The 21,420-nt window shown below is 46.8% G+C and carries 19 protein-coding genes; 3 read left to right on the forward strand and 16 right to left on the reverse strand.

The genetic code is table 11. The features are described 5' to 3' along the window. Positions 1 to 18: 18 nt before the first annotated feature. The 10 genes from GT360_RS01145 to GT360_RS01190 all read right to left on the reverse strand — a co-directional run bounded on the left by GT360_RS01145 (position 19) and on the right by GT360_RS01190 (position 12,270). The gene (locus tag GT360_RS01145) at positions 19 to 1,113 is read right to left on the reverse strand and encodes an ABC transporter ATP-binding protein (protein WP_164647131.1); all 1,095 of its coding nucleotides are present in this window, start codon (positions 1,111 to 1,113) and stop codon (positions 19 to 21) included. Next, positions 1,106 to 2,461, reverse strand: a complete 1,356-nt coding sequence (locus GT360_RS01150) for a GH1 family beta-glucosidase (RefSeq protein ID WP_164647132.1) — start codon at positions 2,459 to 2,461, stop codon at positions 1,106 to 1,108. The genes GT360_RS01145 and GT360_RS01150 overlap by 8 nt, the downstream gene beginning before the upstream one ends. Before the next feature lie 9 nt (positions 2,462 to 2,470). After that, on the reverse strand, positions 2,471 to 3,337 hold the full coding sequence (locus tag GT360_RS01155; protein WP_164647133.1) for a carbohydrate ABC transporter permease: 867 nt from the start codon (positions 3,335 to 3,337) through the stop codon (positions 2,471 to 2,473). A 1-nt stretch (position 3,338) separates the two neighbouring features. Next, on the reverse strand, positions 3,339 to 4,331 hold the full coding sequence (locus GT360_RS01160; RefSeq protein WP_164647134.1) for a carbohydrate ABC transporter permease: 993 nt from the start codon (positions 4,329 to 4,331) through the stop codon (positions 3,339 to 3,341). Between the two features lie 61 nt (positions 4,332 to 4,392). After that, the gene (locus GT360_RS01165) at positions 4,393 to 5,637 is read right to left on the reverse strand and encodes an extracellular solute-binding protein (protein ID WP_164647135.1); all 1,245 of its coding nucleotides are present in this window, start codon (positions 5,635 to 5,637) and stop codon (positions 4,393 to 4,395) included. A 16-nt stretch (positions 5,638 to 5,653) separates the two neighbouring features. Beyond that, positions 5,654 to 6,661 carry a LacI family DNA-binding transcriptional regulator gene (locus tag GT360_RS01170; protein WP_164647136.1) on the reverse strand — a complete coding sequence of 336 codons (1,008 nt, stop codon included), beginning with the start codon at positions 6,659 to 6,661 and terminating at the stop codon, positions 5,654 to 5,656. 191 nt (positions 6,662 to 6,852) lie between these two features. Next, a complete protein-coding gene (locus GT360_RS01175) occupies positions 6,853 to 8,877 on the reverse strand; it encodes a methyl-accepting chemotaxis protein (protein WP_164647137.1) in 2,025 nt (674 codons plus the stop codon). Positions 8,878 to 9,037: 160 nt separating this feature from the next. Next, on the reverse strand, positions 9,038 to 10,330 hold the full coding sequence (locus GT360_RS01180) for a carbohydrate porin (RefSeq protein ID WP_164647138.1): 1,293 nt from the start codon (positions 10,328 to 10,330) through the stop codon (positions 9,038 to 9,040). 420 nt (positions 10,331 to 10,750) lie between these two features. Then, complete coding sequence (locus GT360_RS01185) at positions 10,751 to 11,335, reverse strand: uracil-DNA glycosylase family protein (protein WP_164647139.1); 585 nt, start codon at positions 11,333 to 11,335, stop codon at positions 10,751 to 10,753. Beyond that, on the reverse strand, positions 11,335 to 12,270 hold the full coding sequence (locus tag GT360_RS01190) for a D-2-hydroxyacid dehydrogenase (RefSeq protein WP_239502571.1): 936 nt from the start codon (positions 12,268 to 12,270) through the stop codon (positions 11,335 to 11,337). The genes GT360_RS01185 and GT360_RS01190 overlap by 1 nt, the downstream gene beginning before the upstream one ends. Before the next feature lie 169 nt (positions 12,271 to 12,439). On the opposite strand from GT360_RS01190, the gene GT360_RS01195 reads away from it, so the two are divergent. Then, positions 12,440 to 13,030: a YjaG family protein gene (locus tag GT360_RS01195; RefSeq protein ID WP_164647140.1), complete on the forward strand. Its 591-nt coding sequence runs from the start codon at positions 12,440 to 12,442 to the stop codon at positions 13,028 to 13,030. 77 nt (positions 13,031 to 13,107) lie between these two features. Here the strand turns inward: GT360_RS01195 and GT360_RS01200 are convergent, their stop codons facing one another. Continuing rightward, positions 13,108 to 14,157 carry a CNNM domain-containing protein gene (locus GT360_RS01200; RefSeq protein ID WP_164647141.1) on the reverse strand — a complete coding sequence of 350 codons (1,050 nt, stop codon included), beginning with the start codon at positions 14,155 to 14,157 and terminating at the stop codon, positions 13,108 to 13,110. A 279-nt stretch (positions 14,158 to 14,436) separates the two neighbouring features. Here GT360_RS01200 and hupA point away from each other — a divergent pair, with 279 nt between their 5' ends. Both hupA and GT360_RS01210 read left to right on the forward strand, forming a co-directional pair. Then, entirely contained in the window at positions 14,437 to 14,709 is a 273-nt protein-coding gene (gene hupA, locus GT360_RS01205; protein WP_117236022.1) for a nucleoid-associated protein HU-alpha, read from the forward strand. Positions 14,710 to 14,786: 77 nt separating this feature from the next. Next, positions 14,787 to 15,482, forward strand: coding sequence for a DUF1481 domain-containing protein (locus GT360_RS01210; RefSeq protein ID WP_164647142.1), 696 nt, complete (start codon positions 14,787 to 14,789; stop codon positions 15,480 to 15,482). A 67-nt stretch (positions 15,483 to 15,549) separates the two neighbouring features. Here GT360_RS01210 and purD read toward each other — a convergent pair whose 3' ends face one another. From purD to prmA, 5 genes are all read right to left on the reverse strand, one after another. Further along, positions 15,550 to 16,836 (reverse strand): phosphoribosylamine--glycine ligase, encoded by a 1,287-nt coding sequence (gene purD, locus GT360_RS01215; RefSeq protein WP_164647143.1) that lies wholly within the window; start codon positions 16,834 to 16,836, stop codon positions 15,550 to 15,552. Positions 16,837 to 16,935: 99 nt separating this feature from the next. Then, positions 16,936 to 18,528 carry a bifunctional phosphoribosylaminoimidazolecarboxamide formyltransferase/IMP cyclohydrolase gene (purH, locus tag GT360_RS01220; protein ID WP_164647144.1) on the reverse strand — a complete coding sequence of 531 codons (1,593 nt, stop codon included), beginning with the start codon at positions 18,526 to 18,528 and terminating at the stop codon, positions 16,936 to 16,938. 481 nt (positions 18,529 to 19,009) lie between these two features. Beyond that, the gene (gene fis / locus GT360_RS01225) at positions 19,010 to 19,306 is read right to left on the reverse strand and encodes a DNA-binding transcriptional regulator Fis (protein WP_000462885.1); all 297 of its coding nucleotides are present in this window, start codon (positions 19,304 to 19,306) and stop codon (positions 19,010 to 19,012) included. A 23-nt stretch (positions 19,307 to 19,329) separates the two neighbouring features. Continuing rightward, positions 19,330 to 20,298, reverse strand: a complete 969-nt coding sequence (dusB, locus tag GT360_RS01230; RefSeq protein WP_164647145.1) for a tRNA dihydrouridine synthase DusB — start codon at positions 20,296 to 20,298, stop codon at positions 19,330 to 19,332. Between the two features lie 139 nt (positions 20,299 to 20,437). Continuing rightward, the gene (prmA, locus tag GT360_RS01235; protein ID WP_164647146.1) at positions 20,438 to 21,325 is read right to left on the reverse strand and encodes a 50S ribosomal protein L11 methyltransferase; all 888 of its coding nucleotides are present in this window, start codon (positions 21,323 to 21,325) and stop codon (positions 20,438 to 20,440) included. Positions 21,326 to 21,420 lie beyond the last annotated feature (95 nt).

Consider the following 21,420-nt stretch of genomic DNA (forward strand, 5'->3'; position numbering starts at 1 on the left):
AGTTTTTATCGCTGGTGGTTAGAACGTTGCTAGAGACTTTTCACTCAATGAGTCGAACAGATGAATCGCATCGAGGTCGAGGTAAAGGGTCACTTCAGCAGTGTCCACTTCAGCCGCTTGTGTTTCGATCATCAGTTGTTGACCCGCGATTTCTGTTTTAAGCAGGATGCTTGCGCCTAATAGCTCTTTGTCTTTGATCTTGACTGGAATAGGCAGTACGCGGTCGTGGTCAACGTGCTCTGCACGCAGGTGAATATCGGTCGGACGTACACCAAAATGTAGTGCAACGTTTTTCGATGCCAACGCTTTGAAGCGCTCAGGAAGTGGAATGTTGATGTCACCAAGCTCAACGACCCATTCCCCTTCTTTTTCAGTCAGGTGTGCGTCTAGCATGTTCATCGATGGGTTACCGATAAACTGAGCAACAAATTTGTTCGCCGGGCGTTGGAATACTTCTGTTGGGGTACCCACCTGAGCCACATAGCCATCTTTCAAGATAACGATGCGATCCGCCAGCGTCATTGCTTCAATCTGGTCGTGCGTTACATAGATAGTGGTGGTTTTTAGTTCACGGTGAAGCTGTTTGATCTCTTCACGCATCACACCACGCAGTTTCGCATCAAGGTTAGATAGCGGCTCATCGAACAAGAATACTTTTGGCGTACGAACCATTGCGCGACCCATTGCTACACGCTGACGCTGACCACCAGAAAGCTCTTTTGGCTTACGATCTAGCAGTGCATCAAGCTCAAGCATTTTCGCTGCTTTGCGTACTTCTTCATCGATCTCTGCTTTAGGCATGCCTTTTAGTTTCAGAGCAAATGCGATGTTCTCGTATACCGTCATGTGTGGGTACAGCGCGTAGCTCTGGAATACCATTGCTAGGTCACGGTCTTTCGCATCAACCTTATTCATTAGCTTTTCGCCAACGTAGATTTCACCTGCGGTGATGCTCTCAAGGCCTGCTAGCATGCGTAGTGTTGTCGACTTACCACAGCCTGATGGGCCAAGGAATACAACAAACTCGCCGTCTTGAACGGTGAAGTCGAACTCTTTTACAACTTCTACGTCGCCGAATGATTTTTTGATATTACGGAATTCTACTTTAGCCATTATTGTGCTCCTCAGCGCGCTCTATAAGCATATTGCGGTAAGCGATAGCGCTCTGTTTTAGTGTTCTTTGTTGCGTGTTGTAATCAACGTGTACGATGCCAAAGCGTTGGCAGTAACCGAAGGCCCACTCGAAGTTATCCATTAAACTCCATGCGAAGTAACCATCGATGCGAACGCCAGCTTTCAGTGCTTCATCTAGGGCTTCTAGGTGACTTTGGAAATAGCGTACACGCTGCTCATCATTGACTTTGTTCTGTGTGATTTCGTCATTACCTGCAGCCCCATTTTCCGTGATGTAAATTGGTGGCAGGTTGTCATAACGTTCATTAAGACGAATCATTAGGTCGCGCAGACCTTGCGGGTAAATTTCCCAGCCGATGTAAGTGCACTCTGCCCCTTCTGGAATCACTTTCTTCACATCGCCTTGCTCATCAAAGTGAACCAGATTGCGTGAGTAGTAGTTGATACCAATGTAGTCGACAGGCGCGCTGATGATGTCGAGGTCGCCCTCAAGGATCATGGGCACGACGTCTGCGCGCTTATCAAGAACCAGCTGTGGGTATTCACCTTTGAGTACAGGGTCAATAAACCATTGATAGTTCTCTGCATCTGCATAATCTGCTGCACCTTGGTCAGCAGGCGTTAGCGCATAGCCCGGTGAGGCATTGAATACCACACCATGTTTAGATTTTGGTGCGTTTTTGCGCAGTACTGGCATCGCCAAGCCATGACCTAGCATCAGGTGGTGCGACGCTAGGAAGCCTTCTTTTTCCCCCTTGATACCCGGTGCGTGTTCGCCCCAACGATATCCGAGGAAAGCAGATACAAACGGTTCGTTTAACGTGGTGTAAACGTCAACTTTGTTGCCAAAGTGACGACTTACAACGTCGGCATACTCAGCAAATTTGTATGCCGTCTCACGGTTTAGCCAGCCACCTTTATCTTCGAGATATTGTGGTAGATCCCAGTGATAAAGAGTGACAAAGACTTTTAAACCGCGCGCATGACACTCATCAATGATCTGCTCATAGAATGCCAAGCCTTCAGGGTTAACCTCGCCATCGCGTGGCAGAATACGAGGCCACGCGATAGAAAGACGGTAAGCGTCAACGCCCAGACCTTGAATCATTTCAATGTCTTGCTTCCAAAGGTGGTAGTGATCGCAAGCGACGTCACCACTGTCACCGTTGTCAACAGCACCAGGTTTTTTGCAGAACGTATCCCAAATCGATGGAGTGCGACCCCCTTCCATCACTCCCCCTTCGATCTGATAGGAAGAGGTCGCAACACCGAACACGAATTCAGGTGAACGTAGTTTTGAATCTTGTGGTAATTGATACTTGTTCATGACTGCTAATTAACCCTTAACCGCACCGGATGTTAGACCACTGATCATCTGGCGAGATGCGAACAGATAAGCGGTGACCAGAGGTAGAATCGAAATCGTTGTACCCAGCATTACCGCACCCCAAGGTGTGTTCGGAATCCCTTGTACACTTCGTAGTGCCTGAGTGATGACGTAGTTCTCTGGTGTTGTTAGTACAACGAGTGGTTGCATGAACATGTTCCAGAAGAAGACAAACTGAACGATCGCAAGGGTTGCGAGTGCCGGTTTCATGAGCGGCAGTACAACACTCCAGTAGGTACGGAACTCACCAGCGCCATCGAGTTTTGCCGCTTCTAGAAGCTCTTTAGGAATTGAAGCGACGACGTGTTGGCGCATCAGGAAGATACCAAATGGTGTCGTCGTGAACGGCAGCCATACCGCAAGGTGGTTATCCAGTAGTCCCAAGAACTTCACAATCATGAAGTAAGGGATAAGGCTAAGTACTGGTGGAATCATCATGGAGCCCACAAGCATGCCAAATAGGATGCTCTTGCCTTTGAACTTGTACACAGCAAACGCGTAACCACCCATACTACAGAACAGTAGTGAGATGGTTGTGCCTAGGAATGCAACGTAGATAGAGTTAAACATTGCTTGCCAAAATGGCATGATTTCCAATAGACGCTGGTAGTTGTAAGACAGGCTATCACCCATCGCTAGACTGATACCGGTACCAAAGATCTCACTACGGTCGCGCGTTGAAAGTAGTGCTGACCAGAAGAACGGGAATACCGTGATGATTGCTGAAACAATTAAGACAGCAGCCAATGCAATCAGAAGAATCTTGGTTGCGATCTCAATCGTACGATCGCTCGGTTTTAGTGCTTGAATTGACATCTTATTGCTCCCCTAGACCTTTCTTACCAAAGAAGAAGAATTGGATTGAAGTACAAGCTGCAATTAGAGCGAACAGTAGCCATGAAATTGCTGATGCTGTACCCATTTCTAGCCATTCCCAACCCACTTTGTAGAGGTACATAGAGATAGTTAGACCTGCTTGACCCGTACCACCAGTACCGCGAGTCAGTACGAACGGTTCTTCGAATAGCTGCAAGTTACCGATGATAGTCATGGTGATTGCAAAGAAGACGAACGGGCGAATCATTGGTAGTGAGATGCTGAAGAAGCGACGAACTGCGTTTGCGCCGTCCATGCGAGCGGCTTCTAGAATCTCTTTAGGAATCGTCATTAGACCTGTGGTGTAAAGAACGATGTTGAAACCGGTGTATTTCCAGAAAACCATGAAAGCGATTGATGGCTTGATCATGGTGGAGTCTTCTAGCCAACGGATTGGCTGGTAATCGTTAACCCAGCTAAATGCCCAGCCGAATAGAGAGCTATCAGCCAGCGCCATCAATGATTGGTTGATGATGCCTGAGTTTGGCGAGTACATGTTAAAGAAGATCAGTGATGCCGCTACCGTTGATGTGATGAACGGTAGGAAGTATGCCGATGTTAGCCAGTGACGAAGACGGTCACCAAGCGAAACTAGGATGTATGCCACCGGCAGTGCCACTAAGTGCTGTGCGACACCTGATGTAATTGCTAGCCAGAATGTGTTCTTCAGTGAGCGCCATAGCCATGGGTCTGTCAGTGCGAGATGGTAGTTCTCGAACCCAACATACTCCATTGCACCGAGCCCCTCGACTGGGTTCCATTCATGGAATGATAGAAAAACGGAAAACAGTAGTGGAAAGATTCCAAATACTGAAAAAATGACCAAAAACGGCAATAGGAACCCGTATGGTGTAAGCGCTTTCAAATTTAGCCAAGAAAAAAGGCTTGTGCGCCCATCATTAGAGTCTAAAACCTTGCTTGCAGCTTGATTCATTGTTTCGACCTCTTACCCAAAGTGGAAGCGCAGTTGCCTGCGCTTCCCAAAATTAAACAGCTTATAGATTACGTGTGCGGCGCTTGATTAGACGCTCTGCATCAGCAAGTGCTGTCTTGATATCTTTACCTTCATCTAGAACTTCCATTAGCGCGTTCTCAAGAATGATTGAGCGCGCTACGTGGTCGCCTTTTGCAGGAGCCACTGGCTTGATGTTTTTCGCAACATCAGCAAACAGTAGACGAGCCTTTTGACCACCTAGGAATTCGATCTCTTCTTCGAACATTGGGTCATCGTAAGTTGTCACGTTTGCAGGGAAGGCAGCGATAGTTTCAAAGTGCTTAAGCTGTACATCACGTTTTGTTGTCATGTATTCGATAAGCTTCCAAGCTTCATCTGGGTTAGCTGATTGTGTTGGGATTGATAGGAATGAACCACCCCAGCTACCGTAGATGCCATCAGGAAGGTGCTCAACGCCCCAGTTGCCCGCAGTATCAGGAGCAATCCAGTTGTTTAGGTGGCCAAGTAGCCATGCACCAGATAGCTGAGTTGCGAATGTGCCGTTACGGAAGCCTTCGTACCACTCGTTAGACCAAGCTAGGATGCGACCATCTAGACCCTTTTCACGAATTTGCTTAGCAACTTCGAATGCGTGAACAAAACGGTCAGAAGTCACAACAGGGTTACCATCCATGTCGAAGTACAGACCTTCGCCTTCAGGTACAGTTGTAAAGATGATTGCTTGCGCTACGTCAGCCGCTGATGCGATAAGCTGAACGTTCTTCTCTTTCAGTTTTTCACCGGCTGCGATGTAAGAATCCCAATCCTTGATTGCGTCGTTGATATCGATGCCCGCTTTTTCAAATACGTCAGTACGGTAGTACATAACACCTGGACCTAGATCGACAGGGATACCGTAAACGTCGCCGTCACCGCCTTTACCTTGTGCCCATGCGTAAGGTGCAAAGCTTTCAGCAAATTTGTCTGCGCCGTAAGTTTCAGAAAGGTTTACTAGACCGCCTGAAGCAACGAAAGGACCGATCTTTTCAACGTCTACTACGATGACGTCACCAGCACCAGAGCCTGTTGCTAGGTTAGTCGTCAGTTTAGTGTGGTGGTCACCGTGGTTGTTCATTAGGTAGTCAACCTTGATGCCACTCTCTTTTTCAAACTCTGGTAGTAGAACTTTCAAGCTGCTATCGAAGTCAGGAAAGCCGTCAAAACGGATATGGTTGTCAGCGACAGCGGCCGTAGTAGCCAGTCCAAGGCCCAGTGCGACAGACAGCGATAAAGTCTTTAGTTTCATGATCAATCCTTAATTGTTATAGAGTCGTTGGTAAGAGGTTTACGGAATCTCGAATCACCAATTTCGGAGAAAGTCGGAAATTCACGTCCTGCTTATTCTTATGTAACTTTTGAATAGTGAGCTGAACTGCTTCCACACTCATCTGTTCAATTGGAAAATTGACGGTGGTGAGGGAAGGCGTCAGGTAACGCGCAAACAACACATCGTCAAATCCCACTAGGGATATATCTTGCGGAACTCGGAAGCCCGCATCGGTTAACACCTCAGCAGCCGCAGCTGCCATATGGTCATTACAAGCAAACAGGGCAGAAAACTCACACCCTCGGCGCAAAAGCTTATGGGTTGCGCTGATCCCTGTTTCTTCTGTAAATCCTGATTCAATTACTAATGATTCGTCATAATCGATACCGGCGTTTTCAAGGGCATTGCGGTAGCCTTGTAGTCGGCCGCGAGCATCAGACTTATCAAGTGGGCCGGTAATACACGCAATCTTCTTGTGACCCATTTCGATTAGATAGTCGGTCACTAACTCAGCACCGTGCTCGTTATCGATATTGATACAGCTGTTTTTTAGCTCTGGCACAAATCGATTGACTAAAACCGAGATGATGCCTTGATCCTCTAGGTTGATTAGGTAGTCATCTGTCAGCTGTTGGCAGTGCATGATGAGGGCATCAACACGACGACTTAATAAAAACTCAACCGATTCTCTTTGTCCTTTTTCAGTGTTGCCGCCAGCCGTAACAATGACGTGATAGCCAAACTGGCGCAGTTTCTCTTCAATGCAGTGCAAAATACTTGAGTAGAAAGGGCCACCAAGCTCGGGAACAATCACACCAATGCTGCCACTGCGGCTCGATGCTAGGGCTTGGGCGATAGAGTTAGGGCGGTAACCTAAATCTTTGATTGCCTTTTCAACTTTTAACTTCTTGTCGTGGCTCACACGGCTCGTGCCATTGATAACTCGCGAGACTGTTGCTTGCGAAACACCTGCCTGTTCTGAGACGTCTTTGATTGTTGCCACTGTCTAACCTCATTCCACGAAACCGCTTTCAAGAGGTAGTATCTGCTAATTCTCTCGGTTTAGACGTGAGAGAAATCACATCGAATTCCTCGCTTTTTTGCCAATTATTCAAACCTTGAATTAAAAACCAGTTTCTTAATTAGCCATGAAACTGTTTCATGAAAGGGCTTTCACGATCACCCTTTTTGTTATCAGTTTGCAATAGTTGTAGCGAGCTGTTTGCTCTCTAGTTTGAACTCTGATGTCAGCGCCAACTGCGTTTCAGCCATTAATTCCAATTGCTTGCTGTTCTCTGCCAGTGTCTGTGAACGCTGGGCGTTTTGATCGGCAAGCTGGTGAATCTGGCTGACGTTTTCCGTCACTTGCGAAGCCACAGATTGGTGCTCGGATGTTGCTGACGCAATCTGATGACTGCGCCCCTCAATTTGCCCCAGCAATCCATGCAGTTGGTTGAGCAGTTCTGCCATGCCATCGGTTTGGTCAACACAATGAGTCATCTGATTGGCACAGTAGTGAATCTGTGTGACAGCGGTGTGAGCACTGGCTTGAAGTTGCTCAATTTTGCCTTGAATCTCTTTGGTCGAATCCGTTGTTTTCGCCGCGAGAACGCGCACCTCATCAGCAACCACGGAGAACCCACGGCCTTGCTCTCCTGCACGAGCGGCCTCTATAGCGGCATTGAGTGCAAGAAGATTGGTTTGATCAGAGATCCCAGAGATGACATCCAGGATTGATTCAATACTACTGCTTTCTTTCTCAACTAAATGGATTGTGCTGGTGGCTTGCTCTAAGTCGTTGGCGAGTTTTTTCAGTAAGTCAGCGTTTTCGTGCATCATGTTTTGACCAGAGTCGGATTGATTCACGGCCGTAGTTACCGTAGTGAGGGTATCGTTTGCTGACTGAGCAATTTCAGCCACTGAGCACTCGATTTGCTCCATAGCTGTCGCGACCAGTGTGGTTTGAGAGGCTTGTTCACCAATGGCAGTACTTAAAGCTTCACTGGTGTTTTGGTTATCCAAAGAGGCCTTGTCTAGCATTGAAGAAGATTGACCAAGTTGCTCTATCACCTGCGATAAATGATCCGTCACGAGATTCACCTTTCGCGCCACCATGCCAAACTCATCTTGGCGAGGGTAGTCAATACGATTTGATAAGTCTTTTGCCGCTACGTTATCTAATGCTTCATTCACCAAGCGGCTCGCTCTGTGGATCGTACGAGCTATTACGGTGCCGATGAAAGCAGCAATCAATACCGATAGTCCAGAGACAACTAACAGGGTTGTCAGTGTTGTTTTCGATTGCTGGTGTGAGGCTTGATATAGGCTAGTGGACGCAGTACTGGCGTATTGAGACAAATCTTCAATCGCGGTGAGCTGTTGATCGATGAGTAATTCAAGCTCCGCGCGCTGTTCTTGTTGTAATTCACGCAGGCGAACAGATTCGATATGCAGCTTGAGGGCACCTTCATCGCCATAGATGTGTGCTAACAATTGGTTGAGCGCAACCGAGCTTTGGCTATGTACTCTAGGCGCTGCGCGTTCAAGTTCTATTAGCGCTTCTTGCATGCGTTCTTGACGAGCTTCTAGTCGGCGCTGAATGCCACGAAGTTCGCCAGAATCAAAGAGTGTGAAAGCCTCTCGCGCTTCATCTGCGGCGAGGTTGACTTGCGACATTGCGGCGTTGATTGCACCTGAACTACCCAGTTGGTCATTGCTACTGAGTGCGCGGGTAAAGTTGGTGCTAAGTTGTGATGTCATTGCTTGGAATGAGCTTTGTTCAAACAAACTGTAGTCAGTGATATCAATATACTGACTATAGGTGTCGAGTAAGGCGCTCACCGAGTTCAGCACTTGTTGGCTATGTTCCTCGATAACGGCTAGGTGCTGGGCGATGTCGGTATCGTTACTTGCCGGCACTTGGAATAAGCTGAGTTGATTCTGATATCGCTCAATATTGCTATCAATATTGGCTTTGAATGGTTCGAGTTCATCCACATAGCGCGCGTTGAGATAAGGCGAAAGACTACGGTTGATATTAAGAAAATCAATTGTAAGCTGCGCGGAGTTGGTGATGAGCGGTGTTGAGTGATTGGCAATCGACTCCATGCGTTCGGTCACTTGTGTGTTGCTTGAGATGGAATACCAGCTTGAACCGAGCATGATGAGAATGAGTAAACCAAAGCCGAGGTAGACTCTTGAAGAAATGGAGGAAACCATGCGACACACTCCATGTTGCAATGAAAAAAAAGAGCACCGAAACAAAACTGAGTGCCCTAAACAGAGTTAATAATGGAAAAAGAAAGAAGTCGCTCTGACTCTGCCAGACAGAGCGACAATATGGACAGTTAAAATTTAGACCGTTATGCGGTCTGGGTGATTACCACCAAGCTTCAAACATTGCGCCGATGCTAGTTGTATCACGAGTTGTGTTGTTTTCGTCTGTAACTTCACCCACTGTTGCGTATAGACGAACCATCGGACGACTCCATGGTAGACCACCCATAGAGATGTTCTGAGAAAGAGTTACCTTCCAACCATCTTTATCGCCATCGTCAAAGTCTTCCATTGCGTAACCAGCTTCTAACCAAGTAGAGTGGATTTCGTTCCATTGGTACTGAGGGCGAGCAATGAATGAGTACTCACTAACATCTTTAGCTACGTCATCTCCAGAGATGTCTTTGTAGGATGCTAAGTAGTCGATGATAAAGTTATCGGTTGCTGTGTAGCCACCTTCCAAGCTCACGTAAACCACCTGCTTGTCACCTGCTAGGTCGAATACTGAGTTGTCAGCACCGTCTGCATATTTTGCTACTAGGCGGTTGCTTGAACCAAGGCCAAGTGTTGCACCAATTTGCCATGCGCTTTCATCTTCAACTTTAACTAGTGCGCCACCGTCATCTTCAAAGTTTGCATCGTCCGAAGCAAAACCGTAGTTAGCGTAGATTTCTAGACCACCAATACCTAGATCCATACCATGTAATTTAGAGGTAATTGCATAACGACCGGTGTCATTACCTAGTGCACCACCATCGCCACTGTCAACTTGACCAACAAAGCCCATATCTAGCATAACACCGCCTAGGTTTAGGTTATTGAAACCTGCACCTTGACCATCGTGTGACATCCAGAAGTAGTCATTTAGACCTTGTTGTGGACGTTGATGGAAGTCACGACCACCCCAAACGTATAGATCAGGCTGGCTTTCTACAAAGTTAGTTACACCTGCATACATTTTTTTCAAGTTGATACCACCTGGAGAACCCCAGTGGTCATTGTTCCAATCATCAACCATGAACACAACGTTCCATTTAGCGCCGTTGTCTTGCTCGAAGATTTTCGCTAACTGAACCTCACCACCATTTGCTTCGTTACCTAGACGACCTACAGCTGCACCTGTTGAACCTACTTGAACGTAGCGCTCATCACCTGCTTTGTAGTGCGCACCGTAGCGAGCGTAACCTGAGAAAATAATGCCCAATGGTGCTTCGAAATCAGCAGGAAGAACATTCTGTTCTTGAACGTTAATTGCGATTGTTTCTGTGCGAGTTTCCAACTCAGCAATACGAGCTTCCAGAGCAGCTACATCAGCATCAGTAGCAGCGAAAGTAGACATGGCGGCAAGCGAAGAAGCCACTGCAATAGTTAATGGTAACACCTTGAAGTTTTTCATCTTATTGTTTCCCTGTAGATGTGTAATTTTTGTTTTCGAGACGGGGTACTTCATCTCGTTAAGGGAAATATTAAAGAATGAAACGTTTGAAAATAGGTTGTTTGCTCACAACTGGGCAGGGCTTCACATGTTATGAAATAACGCAATAGCACTGCCAAATTCATAAAGCCTTTATTATCAGTGCTTTGTGTTTGGTTCTTGTATGGCTAATGTGCTTGAAAGCGGTTTCCTTTCATGGTGTTTGATCGCGCAGGTCACGCAAAAATGGCATTCTAAGTGCAAAAAATCTTAATTGGCTTTCATGATTTTCATGATTATGAAAAGTTTCAAGAAATTGAAAGGGAGTAACTTAAAAATAGAGGATGGCATAGACACCTATATAGGCAGCAAACGTGAGTATTAGTTCCCTTCATTTTTCACTTATTTAATCTTATTTATCTTTTTTTGTAACTCTGGCAATACAAGATCGTCAAACCAAGCATTTTTCTTCAGCCAGATTTGGTTGCGCGGCGATGGGTGAGGCAGTGGGAAAAGTGCCTGATGTTGCCATCGCGCAAATTGTTTGACGGTGTCAGTGAGGGTTTTAGGTTTCTCATCTAAGTAGTAGTTTTGTGCATATTGGCCAATAAGCAGGGTGAGTTTAACGTTGGGCAAGCGTGCAAGTACCTCTTGGTGCCAAAGTGGGGCACACTCTTTTCTTGGGGGCAAATCGCCACTGCGCCCCTTGCCCGGGTAGCACAGTCCCATAGGCACGATGGCGACTTGTTTTGGATCGTAGAACCGGCGTTTATCCATCTGCAACCAACTGCGAAGTCGCTCTCCGCTCTGATCATTCCAAGGGATTCCCGTTTGATGGACTTTTAAGCCCGGGGCTTGCCCAATGATTAACAGCTTTGCCTCACGACTTGCTTGAATCACAGGACGAGCGCCACAGTCTAGGCTTTGGGCGCACACCTGACATTGTCGTATGTCTTCGAGTAATTGGTCGAGAGAGCGCTGTGTCATCAGTAGCCTTTTTCTAAATCAACTTCAAACTTCAGCGAGTAGCCATCGAGCCAAAGCTGGTAGTTTTCCACAAATATTTCGACAACTTGGTAAGGAAAGCTCAGTGCAGCGATATGCGGTGTCACGGTTATTTTGGGATGGAACCATAAAATATCATCGTCCAATGGCTCTTGCTTAAATACATCGAGATAGGCGTGAGTGATATATTGGTTTTCAATCGCCCACACAAGATCGGATTCGTTGATGGCACTGCCTCGCCCTACATTAAATAGCAGCGCTTTTTGGCACTGACTGAGACTATTTCGATTCAGTATCTCAACCGTTTCAGGTGTACTTGGTAACGTGTTAACGACGATATCTGCTTGATTGAGTGCCGAGTGGAGTTCGCTAATATGAAATACGTCATTAAAAGGAGAGTCTTTTGGAGGAATACCTGTACTGTTGATGCCAATAGTGTGCAGTTGAAACGCTTTGGCTGTGCGGGCGAGGTGGCTGGCAATAGATCCACAGCCTAGAATGACCATTCGCTTATTCGCTAACCCCTGATAGAGGTGAGGTTGCCATAACTTAGACTGTTGCTGGGCATGGTAGAGAGTAAAATGACGAAAATGCTCGATGCAGTAACCTAATACATACTCAGCAATCTGTGGGCCGAAGATATCTTTGACATTCGTCAACGTGTATTGACGCTCGGGCAGTGGTTTAATGCACAGAGCATCAACCCCTGCATAGATTGCTTGTAGCCATTCAAGTTGCTTAAATTGCTCGAACTGTGCTTGAGCCATGGGTGGTGACCCCAGAACGATGTTAGCCTGGGTAGGATCATCGACAATATCGAGCTGTGGAAGTGACTTTTCTTGGATCAGAGTTCGATAGACGTCGTCGTGCTCGGTCAAAATGTAGAGCTTGTTGCTCATGGGTGGGTCAATGCGCATGACTATTTCCTTATATTTATGTCATTAATGCTCTATTGCTACGTTATGGCTCAGGGGCGTTGTTATTATTGGCAAGTCATTATCCGTAGATAAATGCAAGCGTTACTTGTGGTTAGAGAGGGATAGCATTAAACTTTTCTCAACCCTTCTATCTATTGTTTAGAATACTATGTTACAAAATCCACTACAGCTTCGCTTGGAGAAACTCGAGCCTTGGAAGCAGATTACTTTTATGGCTTGCTTGTGTGAGCGTATGTATCCGAACTACGCCCTTTTCTGCCAAGCGACGGAGTTTGCAGAGCCGCGTATTTACCGCGATATTCTGGACAGTGTATGGGAAACCTTGACCGTCAAAACCGCGAAAGTCAACTTTGAGCGTCAGCTAGAAAAGCTAGAAGAGATCATCCCATCATCGGATGAATTCGACTTTTATGGTGTACTTCCGGCCATTGATGCGTGTGTCAGCCTGTCAACACTATTGCATGCCCTTTTAGATCGCGATGATCTCTTAGAAAATACCCTAGAGGTTAGCCAACAATCGGTGAAGACGGTCGCACAGCTTGAAGAAGTGCAGCTCGATATTGAAATCAGCAATGAGAACCAGAAAGAAAACGAAGCCGTCTGCGCTGAATGGGACGTGCAGTGGGCTATCTTCCGTCCGTTGAAAGATGCGTTTCAGCATGATGCAGAATTGATTCGTGATCTTCGAGATGAATTGAAAGAAGAGGGTGTGAGCAATATTGGTGCGGCTCTTAACTAAGCGTTCATTTCCATTTAGATATAACAAAGGCGTGCTGATGAGCACGCCTTTGTTGTCTGTATCGCTATAAAAATGCGTTAATCGTTACTTTCAATCACACCATGGTCTTTTTTCCATTTCTCCCAGCGCTCAAATGCGAGCGCTTGCATGTCAGTGGTTTTGTCTGCTTCGTCGACAATCTCTTCACCAAGCAAGTGCTCAAAGACATCCTCTAGGGTTAACAATCCCTGAACTGAACCATACTCATCGACAACAATGGCCAATTGCAAGCGTTGGGCAATCAACTGCTCAAATGCCTTTGGTAGTGGTAAGTTATTCAAGATAACGTGGATTGGTCGCATCACTGCACCAAGCTGTTTATGCCCCATATCGTGTTGTTGCAGCTTGAATAATTCTAAGCGGTGTACAAAGCCGATGATGTTGTCTTTCGTTTGGCTAAACACTAATGGGCGCGAAAACGGCGTATCCATGTGTTCTGTCAGGAACTGATTAACGGTCATCTCAGCGTCGACACGAAACAGAACTGGGCGAGGTGTCATTACCTGTGTGACCGGAATAGACTGAATGTCTAAAAGATTATTCAGTAGTTTTGACTCCCCCTCGTTAAACTCACCGCTCTCTTTCGCCAAGATAGCCATCGCAGAGAGCTCATCACGCATTTTTGGCGCTTCGTGGCCGCGTGATAAACGTTTCGTGATCTGTTCAGAGAACCAAACAAAGGGTGTCAATGCCCAAACCATCCAGCGCAACAAGGTCGTTGAACCTGGAGCGAGTTGACGCCAATAAGTTGCACCGATGGTTTTGGGTACAATTTCTGACAATAACAGAATAGCCAGTGTGAGCACGGCAGAGAACACGCCGAGCCACTGACTGCCGAAGACGACCGCAGCTTGTGCACCTGCACTCGCGGCACCAATGGTATGGGCAATGGTGTTTAAAGTAAGTATCGAAGCGAGTGGACGGTCGATGTCCGACTTCAAGACTGCCAATCTCTCCGCTGCTGGGTGTTCATCTTTGCGCAGCTGCGCAATATAGCTTGGAGTGATACTCAGCAGTACCGCTTCCAAAACCGAACAGATAAAAGACACCCCTATCGCAACAGAGATGTAGATAGCCAAGAGAAACATGATGCTCCTAATAAATGTAATGGAATTAACAAAGCAATATACAATTGCGTCGCAATAATAATCTTAGTTGAACCATTGAGGATACAAATAATTTCATCTGTGACGGATATTTTTCAATCAATGGAGTGTTAACGATTTAAGCAAACTGTGAGTTAATACTCATATTGTGCTTAAAATCCCGTCATAAGGGTGGTTTAAGCGCGACAAACCTTTGCCAGATGGGGGCTGAATGATTTAGAGTGACTCTAAATCAACAAACCTATAAAGAAGGGAAACCTAATGAACAAGACCCAATTAATCGACTTCATCGCAGAGAAAGCTGACCTTTCAAAAGCACAAGCGAAAGCGGCACTAGAAGCAACTCTGGGTGGTGTAACTGACGCTCTTAAAGAAGGCGACCAAGTTCAACTAATTGGTTTTGGTACATTCAAAGTAAACCACCGCGCAGCTCGTACTGGCCGTAACCCTAAGACTGGCGACGAAATCCAAATCGCAGCGGCTAACGTTCCTGCATTCGTTGCTGGTAAAGCACTAAAAGATTCTGTTAAGTAATTACTTACATTCCAGATCAAGTAATCTTTCAAACAGGGTTGTATACTAGCTATACAACCCTGTTTTTCTTTATGGTTATGACACGTAAACTACTCTCTCTATTTCTTCCCCTTGCTCTTTTGGGCTGCTCTTCTACGGCTTCTAACCCTGCTCTGGAGCAGGTGCGCGACTTTTCTGGTGGTCAGATTCTGGGTGATGCGACAAGTTTATATTGGTCAACGGAGCGTGTAACGGGCCAGCCTGTTTCTGCTTCAGATTACGTGATGATGGGTGACTATGGTGAGTATCAAACCGAATACCGTTGGGATGAAGGTGTGGTAAGAGAGTTAGTGCGAGAGGGGAGTGAGTTACGTAACAATGAGTTATTACCCTTCCGTCTGCACATTCGCTTCAATAAAGAGGGAGATGCCGTCTATCAGCGTTATCGAGTGGATGGCGATGTGCTGCCGGTGAACTCGGCGCAGTTGGTTCAACTTAAACAAGATGCCAACAGGGCGATTGAAGTTTCAAAAGCGCAAGATAGTAACGGATTAGATCTGTTTCAAGGCTATTGGGATGGTCAGGAGTTTTCAACGTGTTCAGGCTTGACGTTTCCTGAGGTTCAATTCAATCAGCAGATGCCACAAGTCTTAATGAATCGCTTAGCGACGGTGGACAGTTATGTTGCGTTGGTGGGGACGGCTCGCTCACAACGTATAGAAGTCGAGGACTTGCTGATTCTTGCTGATGATAGCCGCGACTGTGTACCTCGACCAGAACTTATCGAAGACTAGAATTGAATAAGGGAGCTCAATGAGCTCCCTTTGTATTTCTGGATATCTTAGCGTCAGTCGTCGATGATTACTTTTGTTCGCGTGCAATCGCACGGTAGCCGATATCATTGCGGTGGAACATACCGTCCCAGCTAATTTGCTTAGCGAGCTCGTAAGCACGAGTTTGTGCTTCAGATACCGTGTTACCTAGTGCTGTTGCACAAAGAACACGACCGCCGTTAGTCGTTACATTACCGTCTTTTTCAGCAGTACCTGCGTGGAAGACTTTCTCACCTTCAATTTCAGTCGTTGGTAGACCAGAGATGATATCGCCTTTGTTGTAAGCTGCTGGGTAACCGCCTGCTGCAAGTACGATACCGATAGACGCACGAGGGTCCCACTTAGATTCTGCTTGGTCTAGCTTTTGGTCAATCGCTGCAAGGCAAAGCTCAACAAGATCAGACTCCATACGCATCATAATAGGCTGCGTTTCTGGGTCGCCAAAGCGGCAGTTGTATTCGATCACTTTTGGCGTGCCATCGCTATCAATCATCAGACCTGCATATAGGAAACCAGTGTATGGGTGACCTTCTGCTGCCATACCACGTACAGTTGGGTAAATGACCTCATCCATAATGCGGTTGTGGATCTCAGGCGTTACTACTGGGGCTGGAGAGTAAGCACCCATACCACCAGTGTTAGGACCTGTATCTTTATCGCCTACACGTTTGTGGTCTTGGCTTGTCGCCATTGGTAGTACGTTCTCGCCGTCAACCATAACGATAAAGCTTGCTTCTTCACCGTCTAGGAATTCTTCGATAACCACGCGGCTGCCTGCTTCTCCGAATGCGTTGCCTGCAAGCATGTCTTTGATTGCATCTTCCGCTTCTTCCAGTGTCATCGCAACGATAACGCCTTTACCTGCCGCAAGACCGTCAGCCTTAACAACGATAGGTGCACCTTGTTCGCGAACGTAGGCGAGTGCAGGCTCGATTTCAGTGAAGTTAGCGTATGCGCCCGTTGGGATAGCGTGACGAGCTAGGAAGTCCTTAGTGAATGCCTTAGAGCCTTCAAGCTGAGCTGCGGCTTCAGTTGGGCCAAAGATTGGAAGGCCCGCAGCGCGGAATGCATCAACCACACCGATAACTAGAGGCGCTTCTGGGCCTACGATAGTCAGTTCGATGTTGTTCTCTTTAGCGAAAGCCACTAGAGCTTCGATGTCTTCAACGCCGATGTTTACGTTCTCAAGCTTAGGCTCGATAGCGGTACCTGCATTACCAGGAGCGATGAATACAGTCTCAACGTTTGGGTTTTGTGCGGCTTTCCAGCCTAGTGCGTGCTCACGACCGCCAGCACCGATAACTAATACTTTCATTCTTAATCCTTAAATTAAAAATCATCATTCCCGATGCCAAGATTCTTAGCTATCGGGAATCGGTATAGGGTTTCGGCCCACCGAGGTGAGCCGAAGATATTAGTGGTTAAAGTGACGCATACCAGTGAAGATCATCGCCATGCCGTGTTCGTCAGCAGCATCGATAACTTCTTGGTCACGCATAGAGCCGCCCGGCTGGATAACGCACTTGATGCCAGCTTCGGCAGCCGCGTCGATACCATCACGGAATGGGAAGAACGCATCAGAAGCCATTACGCTGCCTGCGACTTCTAGACCTTCATCAGCGGCTTTGATACCTGCGATCTTAGCTGAGTAAACACGGCTCATTTGGCCTGCGCCCACACCGATAGTCATATCGCCTTTCGCGTATACGATAGCGTTAGACTTAACGTACTTAGCGACTTTCCAGCAGAATAGAGCGTCTTTTAGCTCTTCTTCGCTTGGCTGGCGCTTAGATACCACTTTAAGGTCGTCTAGTGAAACCATACCTTGGTCGCGGTCTTGAACTAGAAGGCCACCGTTAACGCGTTTAACATCGAAACCAGTTGTCTTGGTTGTCCACTCACCACACTCTAGTAGGCGAACGTTCTTCTTCGCAGCAACGACTTCAATCGCTTCTGCAGAAACAGAAGGTGCGATGATCACTTCAACGAATTGACGCTCAACGATAGCTTGAGCGGTTGCTGCATCGAGTTCGCGGTTGAATGCAATGATGCCACCGAACGCTGACGTAGGGTCAGTTTTGAATGCGCGGTTGTACGCTTCAAGGATGTCATCACCGAGTGCAACGCCACATGGGTTCGCATGCTTAACGATCACACAAGCTGGAGCGTCAAACTCTTTCACACACTCAAGAGCTGCGTCAGTGTCAGCGATATTGTTGTATGACAGTGCTTTACCTTGGATTTGGCGCGCAGTAGAAACAGAAGCTTCTTCTGGGTTTGCTTCAACATAGAACGCTGCATCTTGGTGGCTGTTTTCGCCGTAACGCATGTCTTGCTTCTTAACAAACTGCTGGTTGAAGGTACGAGGGAACTTAGACTCTTCGTCACCTTCTTTGTTCTCACCGTAAGATGGAACCATAGTGCCGAAGTAGTTAGCGATCATACCGTCGTAAGAAGCTGTATGTTCGAATGCTGCGATAGCTAGGTCGAAACGAGTTTCTAAAGTCAGTGACTTCTCGTTTGCGTCCATTTCAGTGATAACGCGGTCGTAGTCGTGTGCGTTAACAACGATAGTCACATCTTTGTGGTTTTTTGCCGCAGAGCGAACCATTGTTGGCCCACCGATATCGATGTTCTCAACGGCGTCTTCTAGCGTACAGCCTTCTTTCGCTACCGTTTCTGCAAATGGGTATAGGTTAACAACGACCATATCGATTGGGTTGATGCCGTGAGTTTTCATCACTTCATCATCTTGGCCGCGACGACCTAGAACACCACCATGAACTTTAGGGTGTAGTGTCTTCACACGACCATCCATCATTTCTGGGAAGCCAGTGTAATCAGAAACTTCAGTTACAGAGATGCCTTTCTCAGCCAATAGGCGAGCAGTACCACCTGTAGAAAGGATATCGACACCACGGTTAGCAAGAGCTTGTGCAAACTCAACGATACCAGTTTTGTCTGATACGCTGATTAGAGCGCGGCGAATAGGACGAGCGTTAGTCATGCTTCCATCTTCCTCAAATTCACGGAGTTAAACTTGTTGCCCTTTGAGGCTGATGCCATCAAAAAGCGCACATATAAAGATATTTGCCAAAAATGAACTTGTTTCTTTTTGCTCATCGAACATCAAGACAATTGGCCAGTTTTGGTAAACACCTTTACCGCACCTCAAAATGAAGTCGGGGTAAATTTGATGGCGCGTATTCTAACCAATTAATCACAAAAAAGCTCGCGCAATCGTTTGGCATCACAAAAATAATTGTAAAAATCGCGCTATTCGGCCGAAAGTTCGGTGAGCGGGGTGTTTAGATACATTAACTTTTGAGTGTTTAATGGCGAACGAAAGAGAAAAGATGGGGTGGAGGCTGAATGATATAGAGGTGCAGGGTAGGGCTTTTAACTGAGAGGAAAACAACAAGCCTATAACGAAAGAACCTCACTGATCGTTCAGTGAGGTTCTTAAAGAATGACTTATAGCGAAGCTATTAGTTCATGCCGTATTTCTTTAGCTTCTTACGAAGAGTACCGCGGTTGATACCCATCATCGTTGCTGCGCGAGTTTGGTTACCGCGAGTGTACTGCATGATGGTGTCTAGTAGTGGCTGTTCAACTTCAGCTAGAACTAATTCGTATAGTTCTGTAACTTCTTGGCCGTTTAATTGTGCCAAGTAGTTTTTAAGAGATGCTTTAACAGAGTCGCGTAGTGGCTTCTGAGTGATTTGATCTTGTGAAGTTACTGTAGTAACAGTTAAAGCTTCTGAAGTTAGATTTTGTTCGAACATATTCGGTCTAGCTCTTCTCTTAATTATGATGCAACGTTATCAAAATAACCCTCTAACACCTCGATCTGCAGCGGTGCTGCTTCGATAGCATTGAAGGTACGGCGAAACTCACTCGCTTGCTCATGTTCTTTTAGGTACCAACCAACGTGCTTACGCGCGATGCGTGGACCTAAATACTCACCATAAAACTCATGGAGCGCTTGAACGTGACCAAGCATGATGCTTTTTACTTCCTCGGTCGGAAGGGTTGGCATCGTGGTGCCGTTTTCCAAATAGTGTTGGATTTCTTGGAAAATCCACGGACGACCTTGGGCAGGTCGGCCAATCATCAGAGCATCTGCACCGGTGTAATCCAGTACGTGCTTTGCTTTCTCTGGGCTGTCAATATCACCATTAGCAATGACAGGAATAGAGATCGCTTGCTTAACCGCTCTGATGCTGTCGTATTCTGCTTCGCCTTTATACATACACGCCTTAGTTCGACCGTGAAGGGCGAGGGCTTGTATGCCGCAATCTTGTGCGAGCTTAGCGATGTGGACACAGTTTTTGTTCTCTGGATCCCAGCCAGTACGAGTTTTCAGAGTCACAGGCACATCGACTGCATTCACCACCGCTTTGAGGATATCCTCAATGATGTCGGGGTACTGCAGCAGTGCAGAGCCTGCTAACTTCTTATTCACTTTCTTAGCTGGACAGCCCATGTTGATGTCGATGATTTGTGCACCGTTTTCAACACTGAATTGAGCCGCGTCAGCCATTAGCTGAGGATCCGAGCCAGCAATCTGTACAGAGCGAATGCCCGATTCGCCTTCATGTACCATACGCTGCTGTGACTTTGCCGTTTTCCATAGTTTTGGGTTTGAAGACATCATTTCACTGACGGCCATTCCCGCACCATATCGGAGACACAACTCACGAAAAGGTCTATCTGTTACACCTGCCATAGGGGCAACGATAAGTTTATTTTTAAGTTGGTGGTTTCCGATTTTCAAAACGACATCACAGTTCTGTACCAGCAAGGGCGCGCATTTTACGGTTTTTTTCGCTCTGTGAAAAGACTAATATTTGAGCATTTACAATTTGTTTTGTTAAATTGTATGAAATTCAAACAATTAGTCTTCTTTTGAGTATTTATGCGTTTTTCTGGCCAGAGATTCTGCACCACTCACTCTGCTCAACAATCGCATCGAGTGTCATTTCGTCGCGGTAATAGTTGGCGACATCTTCTGCTTGCGTGTCGAGTACACCGGACATGGCGAGTACACCTTGTGGCTTAACCAGCCCTTTGATGATGGAAGAAAGGTCGCGTAGTGGGCCTGCAAGAATATTCGCTACGACCACATCCGCAATCAGATCTTGTGGTTGATCTTGTGGAAGGAACACTTCAAGTTGCTCCGCTACACCATTGCGAGCAGCGTTATCTTTCGACGCGAGTAGCGCTTGAGGATCAATGTCGATACCGATAACTTTTTCAGCGCCGAGTTTGATCGCTGCAATGGCAAGGATGCCTGAGCCACAACCAAAGTCGATCACGGTCTTACCCTCAAGATCAAGACCTTCTAGCCACTCTAGACAGAGTGCTGTCGTTGGGTGGGTACCTGTACCAAACGCAAGGCCAGGGTCTAGCATTACGTTGACCGCATCTGGCTCTGGAATATCACGCCAGCTTGGGCAGATCCATAGTCGCTCGCCAAACTTCATCGGGTGGAAGTTATCCATCCACTCGCGCTCCCAGTCTTTGTCTTCAAGCTGTTCCACTTTGTGGGCAAAGTTGTCCGTGAGCAAGCCGCTATTTTTGATTTGCTCAAGGATAAGCGCGGTATCGGCTTCAGCATCATATAGAGCAAGAATATCAGTATCACCCCAAAGGCGCGTTTCACCAGGTAGCGGCTCAAACACTGGTGTGTCGTGAGCATCTAAGAAAGTCACAGAAAGAGCACCTGTCTCTTCCATTAGCATGTCGCCGATTTGTTCCGCGTTGGTGTTAGTCGCGTTGAGTTTGATTTGAATCCAAGGCATGGTCATCGCTCATATGAGTAGGAATTTTGCGCAGAGTTTAGCAGATATGGCGGGTGAGACCAAAGGTGGTGTGATATCACGCAACTTTTCGTGTT

Source organism: Vibrio astriarenae (genome assembly GCF_010587385.1).
Lineage (GTDB): Bacteria > Pseudomonadota > Gammaproteobacteria > Enterobacterales > Vibrionaceae > Vibrio > Vibrio astriarenae.

Bases quoted from the DNA above. Each gene is read 5' to 3' on its own strand.
- GT360_RS01145 (WP_164647131.1), bottom strand. From the start codon at position 1,113: ATGGCTAAAGTAGAATTCCGTAATATCAAAAAATCATTCGGCGACGTA.
- GT360_RS01150 (WP_164647132.1), bottom strand. From the start codon at position 2,461: ATGAACAAGTATCAATTACCACAAGATTCAAAACTACGTTCACCTGAA.
- GT360_RS01155 (WP_164647133.1), bottom strand. From the start codon at position 3,337: ATGTCAATTCAAGCACTAAAACCGAGCGATCGTACGATTGAGATCGCA.
- GT360_RS01160 (WP_164647134.1), bottom strand. From the start codon at position 4,331: ATGAATCAAGCTGCAAGCAAGGTTTTAGACTCTAATGATGGGCGCACA.
- GT360_RS01165 (WP_164647135.1), bottom strand. From the start codon at position 5,637: ATGAAACTAAAGACTTTATCGCTGTCTGTCGCACTGGGCCTTGGACTG.
- GT360_RS01175 (WP_164647137.1), bottom strand. From the start codon at position 8,877: ATGGTTTCCTCCATTTCTTCAAGAGTCTACCTCGGCTTTGGTTTACTC.
- GT360_RS01180 (WP_164647138.1), bottom strand. From the start codon at position 10,330: ATGAAAAACTTCAAGGTGTTACCATTAACTATTGCAGTGGCTTCTTCG.
- GT360_RS01185 (WP_164647139.1), bottom strand. From the start codon at position 11,335: ATGACACAGCGCTCTCTCGACCAATTACTCGAAGACATACGACAATGT.
- GT360_RS01190 (WP_239502571.1), bottom strand. From the start codon at position 12,270: ATGCGCATTGACCCACCCATGAGCAACAAGCTCTACATTTTGACCGAG.
- GT360_RS01195 (WP_164647140.1), top strand. From the start codon at position 12,440: ATGTTACAAAATCCACTACAGCTTCGCTTGGAGAAACTCGAGCCTTGG.
- GT360_RS01200 (WP_164647141.1), bottom strand. From the start codon at position 14,157: ATGTTTCTCTTGGCTATCTACATCTCTGTTGCGATAGGGGTGTCTTTT.
- hupA (WP_117236022.1), top strand. From the start codon at position 14,437: ATGAACAAGACCCAATTAATCGACTTCATCGCAGAGAAAGCTGACCTT.
- GT360_RS01210 (WP_164647142.1), top strand. From the start codon at position 14,787: ATGACACGTAAACTACTCTCTCTATTTCTTCCCCTTGCTCTTTTGGGC.
- purD (WP_164647143.1), bottom strand. From the start codon at position 16,836: ATGAAAGTATTAGTTATCGGTGCTGGCGGTCGTGAGCACGCACTAGGC.
- purH (WP_164647144.1), bottom strand. From the start codon at position 18,528: ATGACTAACGCTCGTCCTATTCGCCGCGCTCTAATCAGCGTATCAGAC.
- fis (WP_000462885.1), bottom strand. From the start codon at position 19,306: ATGTTCGAACAAAATCTAACTTCAGAAGCTTTAACTGTTACTACAGTA.
- prmA (WP_164647146.1), bottom strand. From the start codon at position 21,325: ATGCCTTGGATTCAAATCAAACTCAACGCGACTAACACCAACGCGGAA.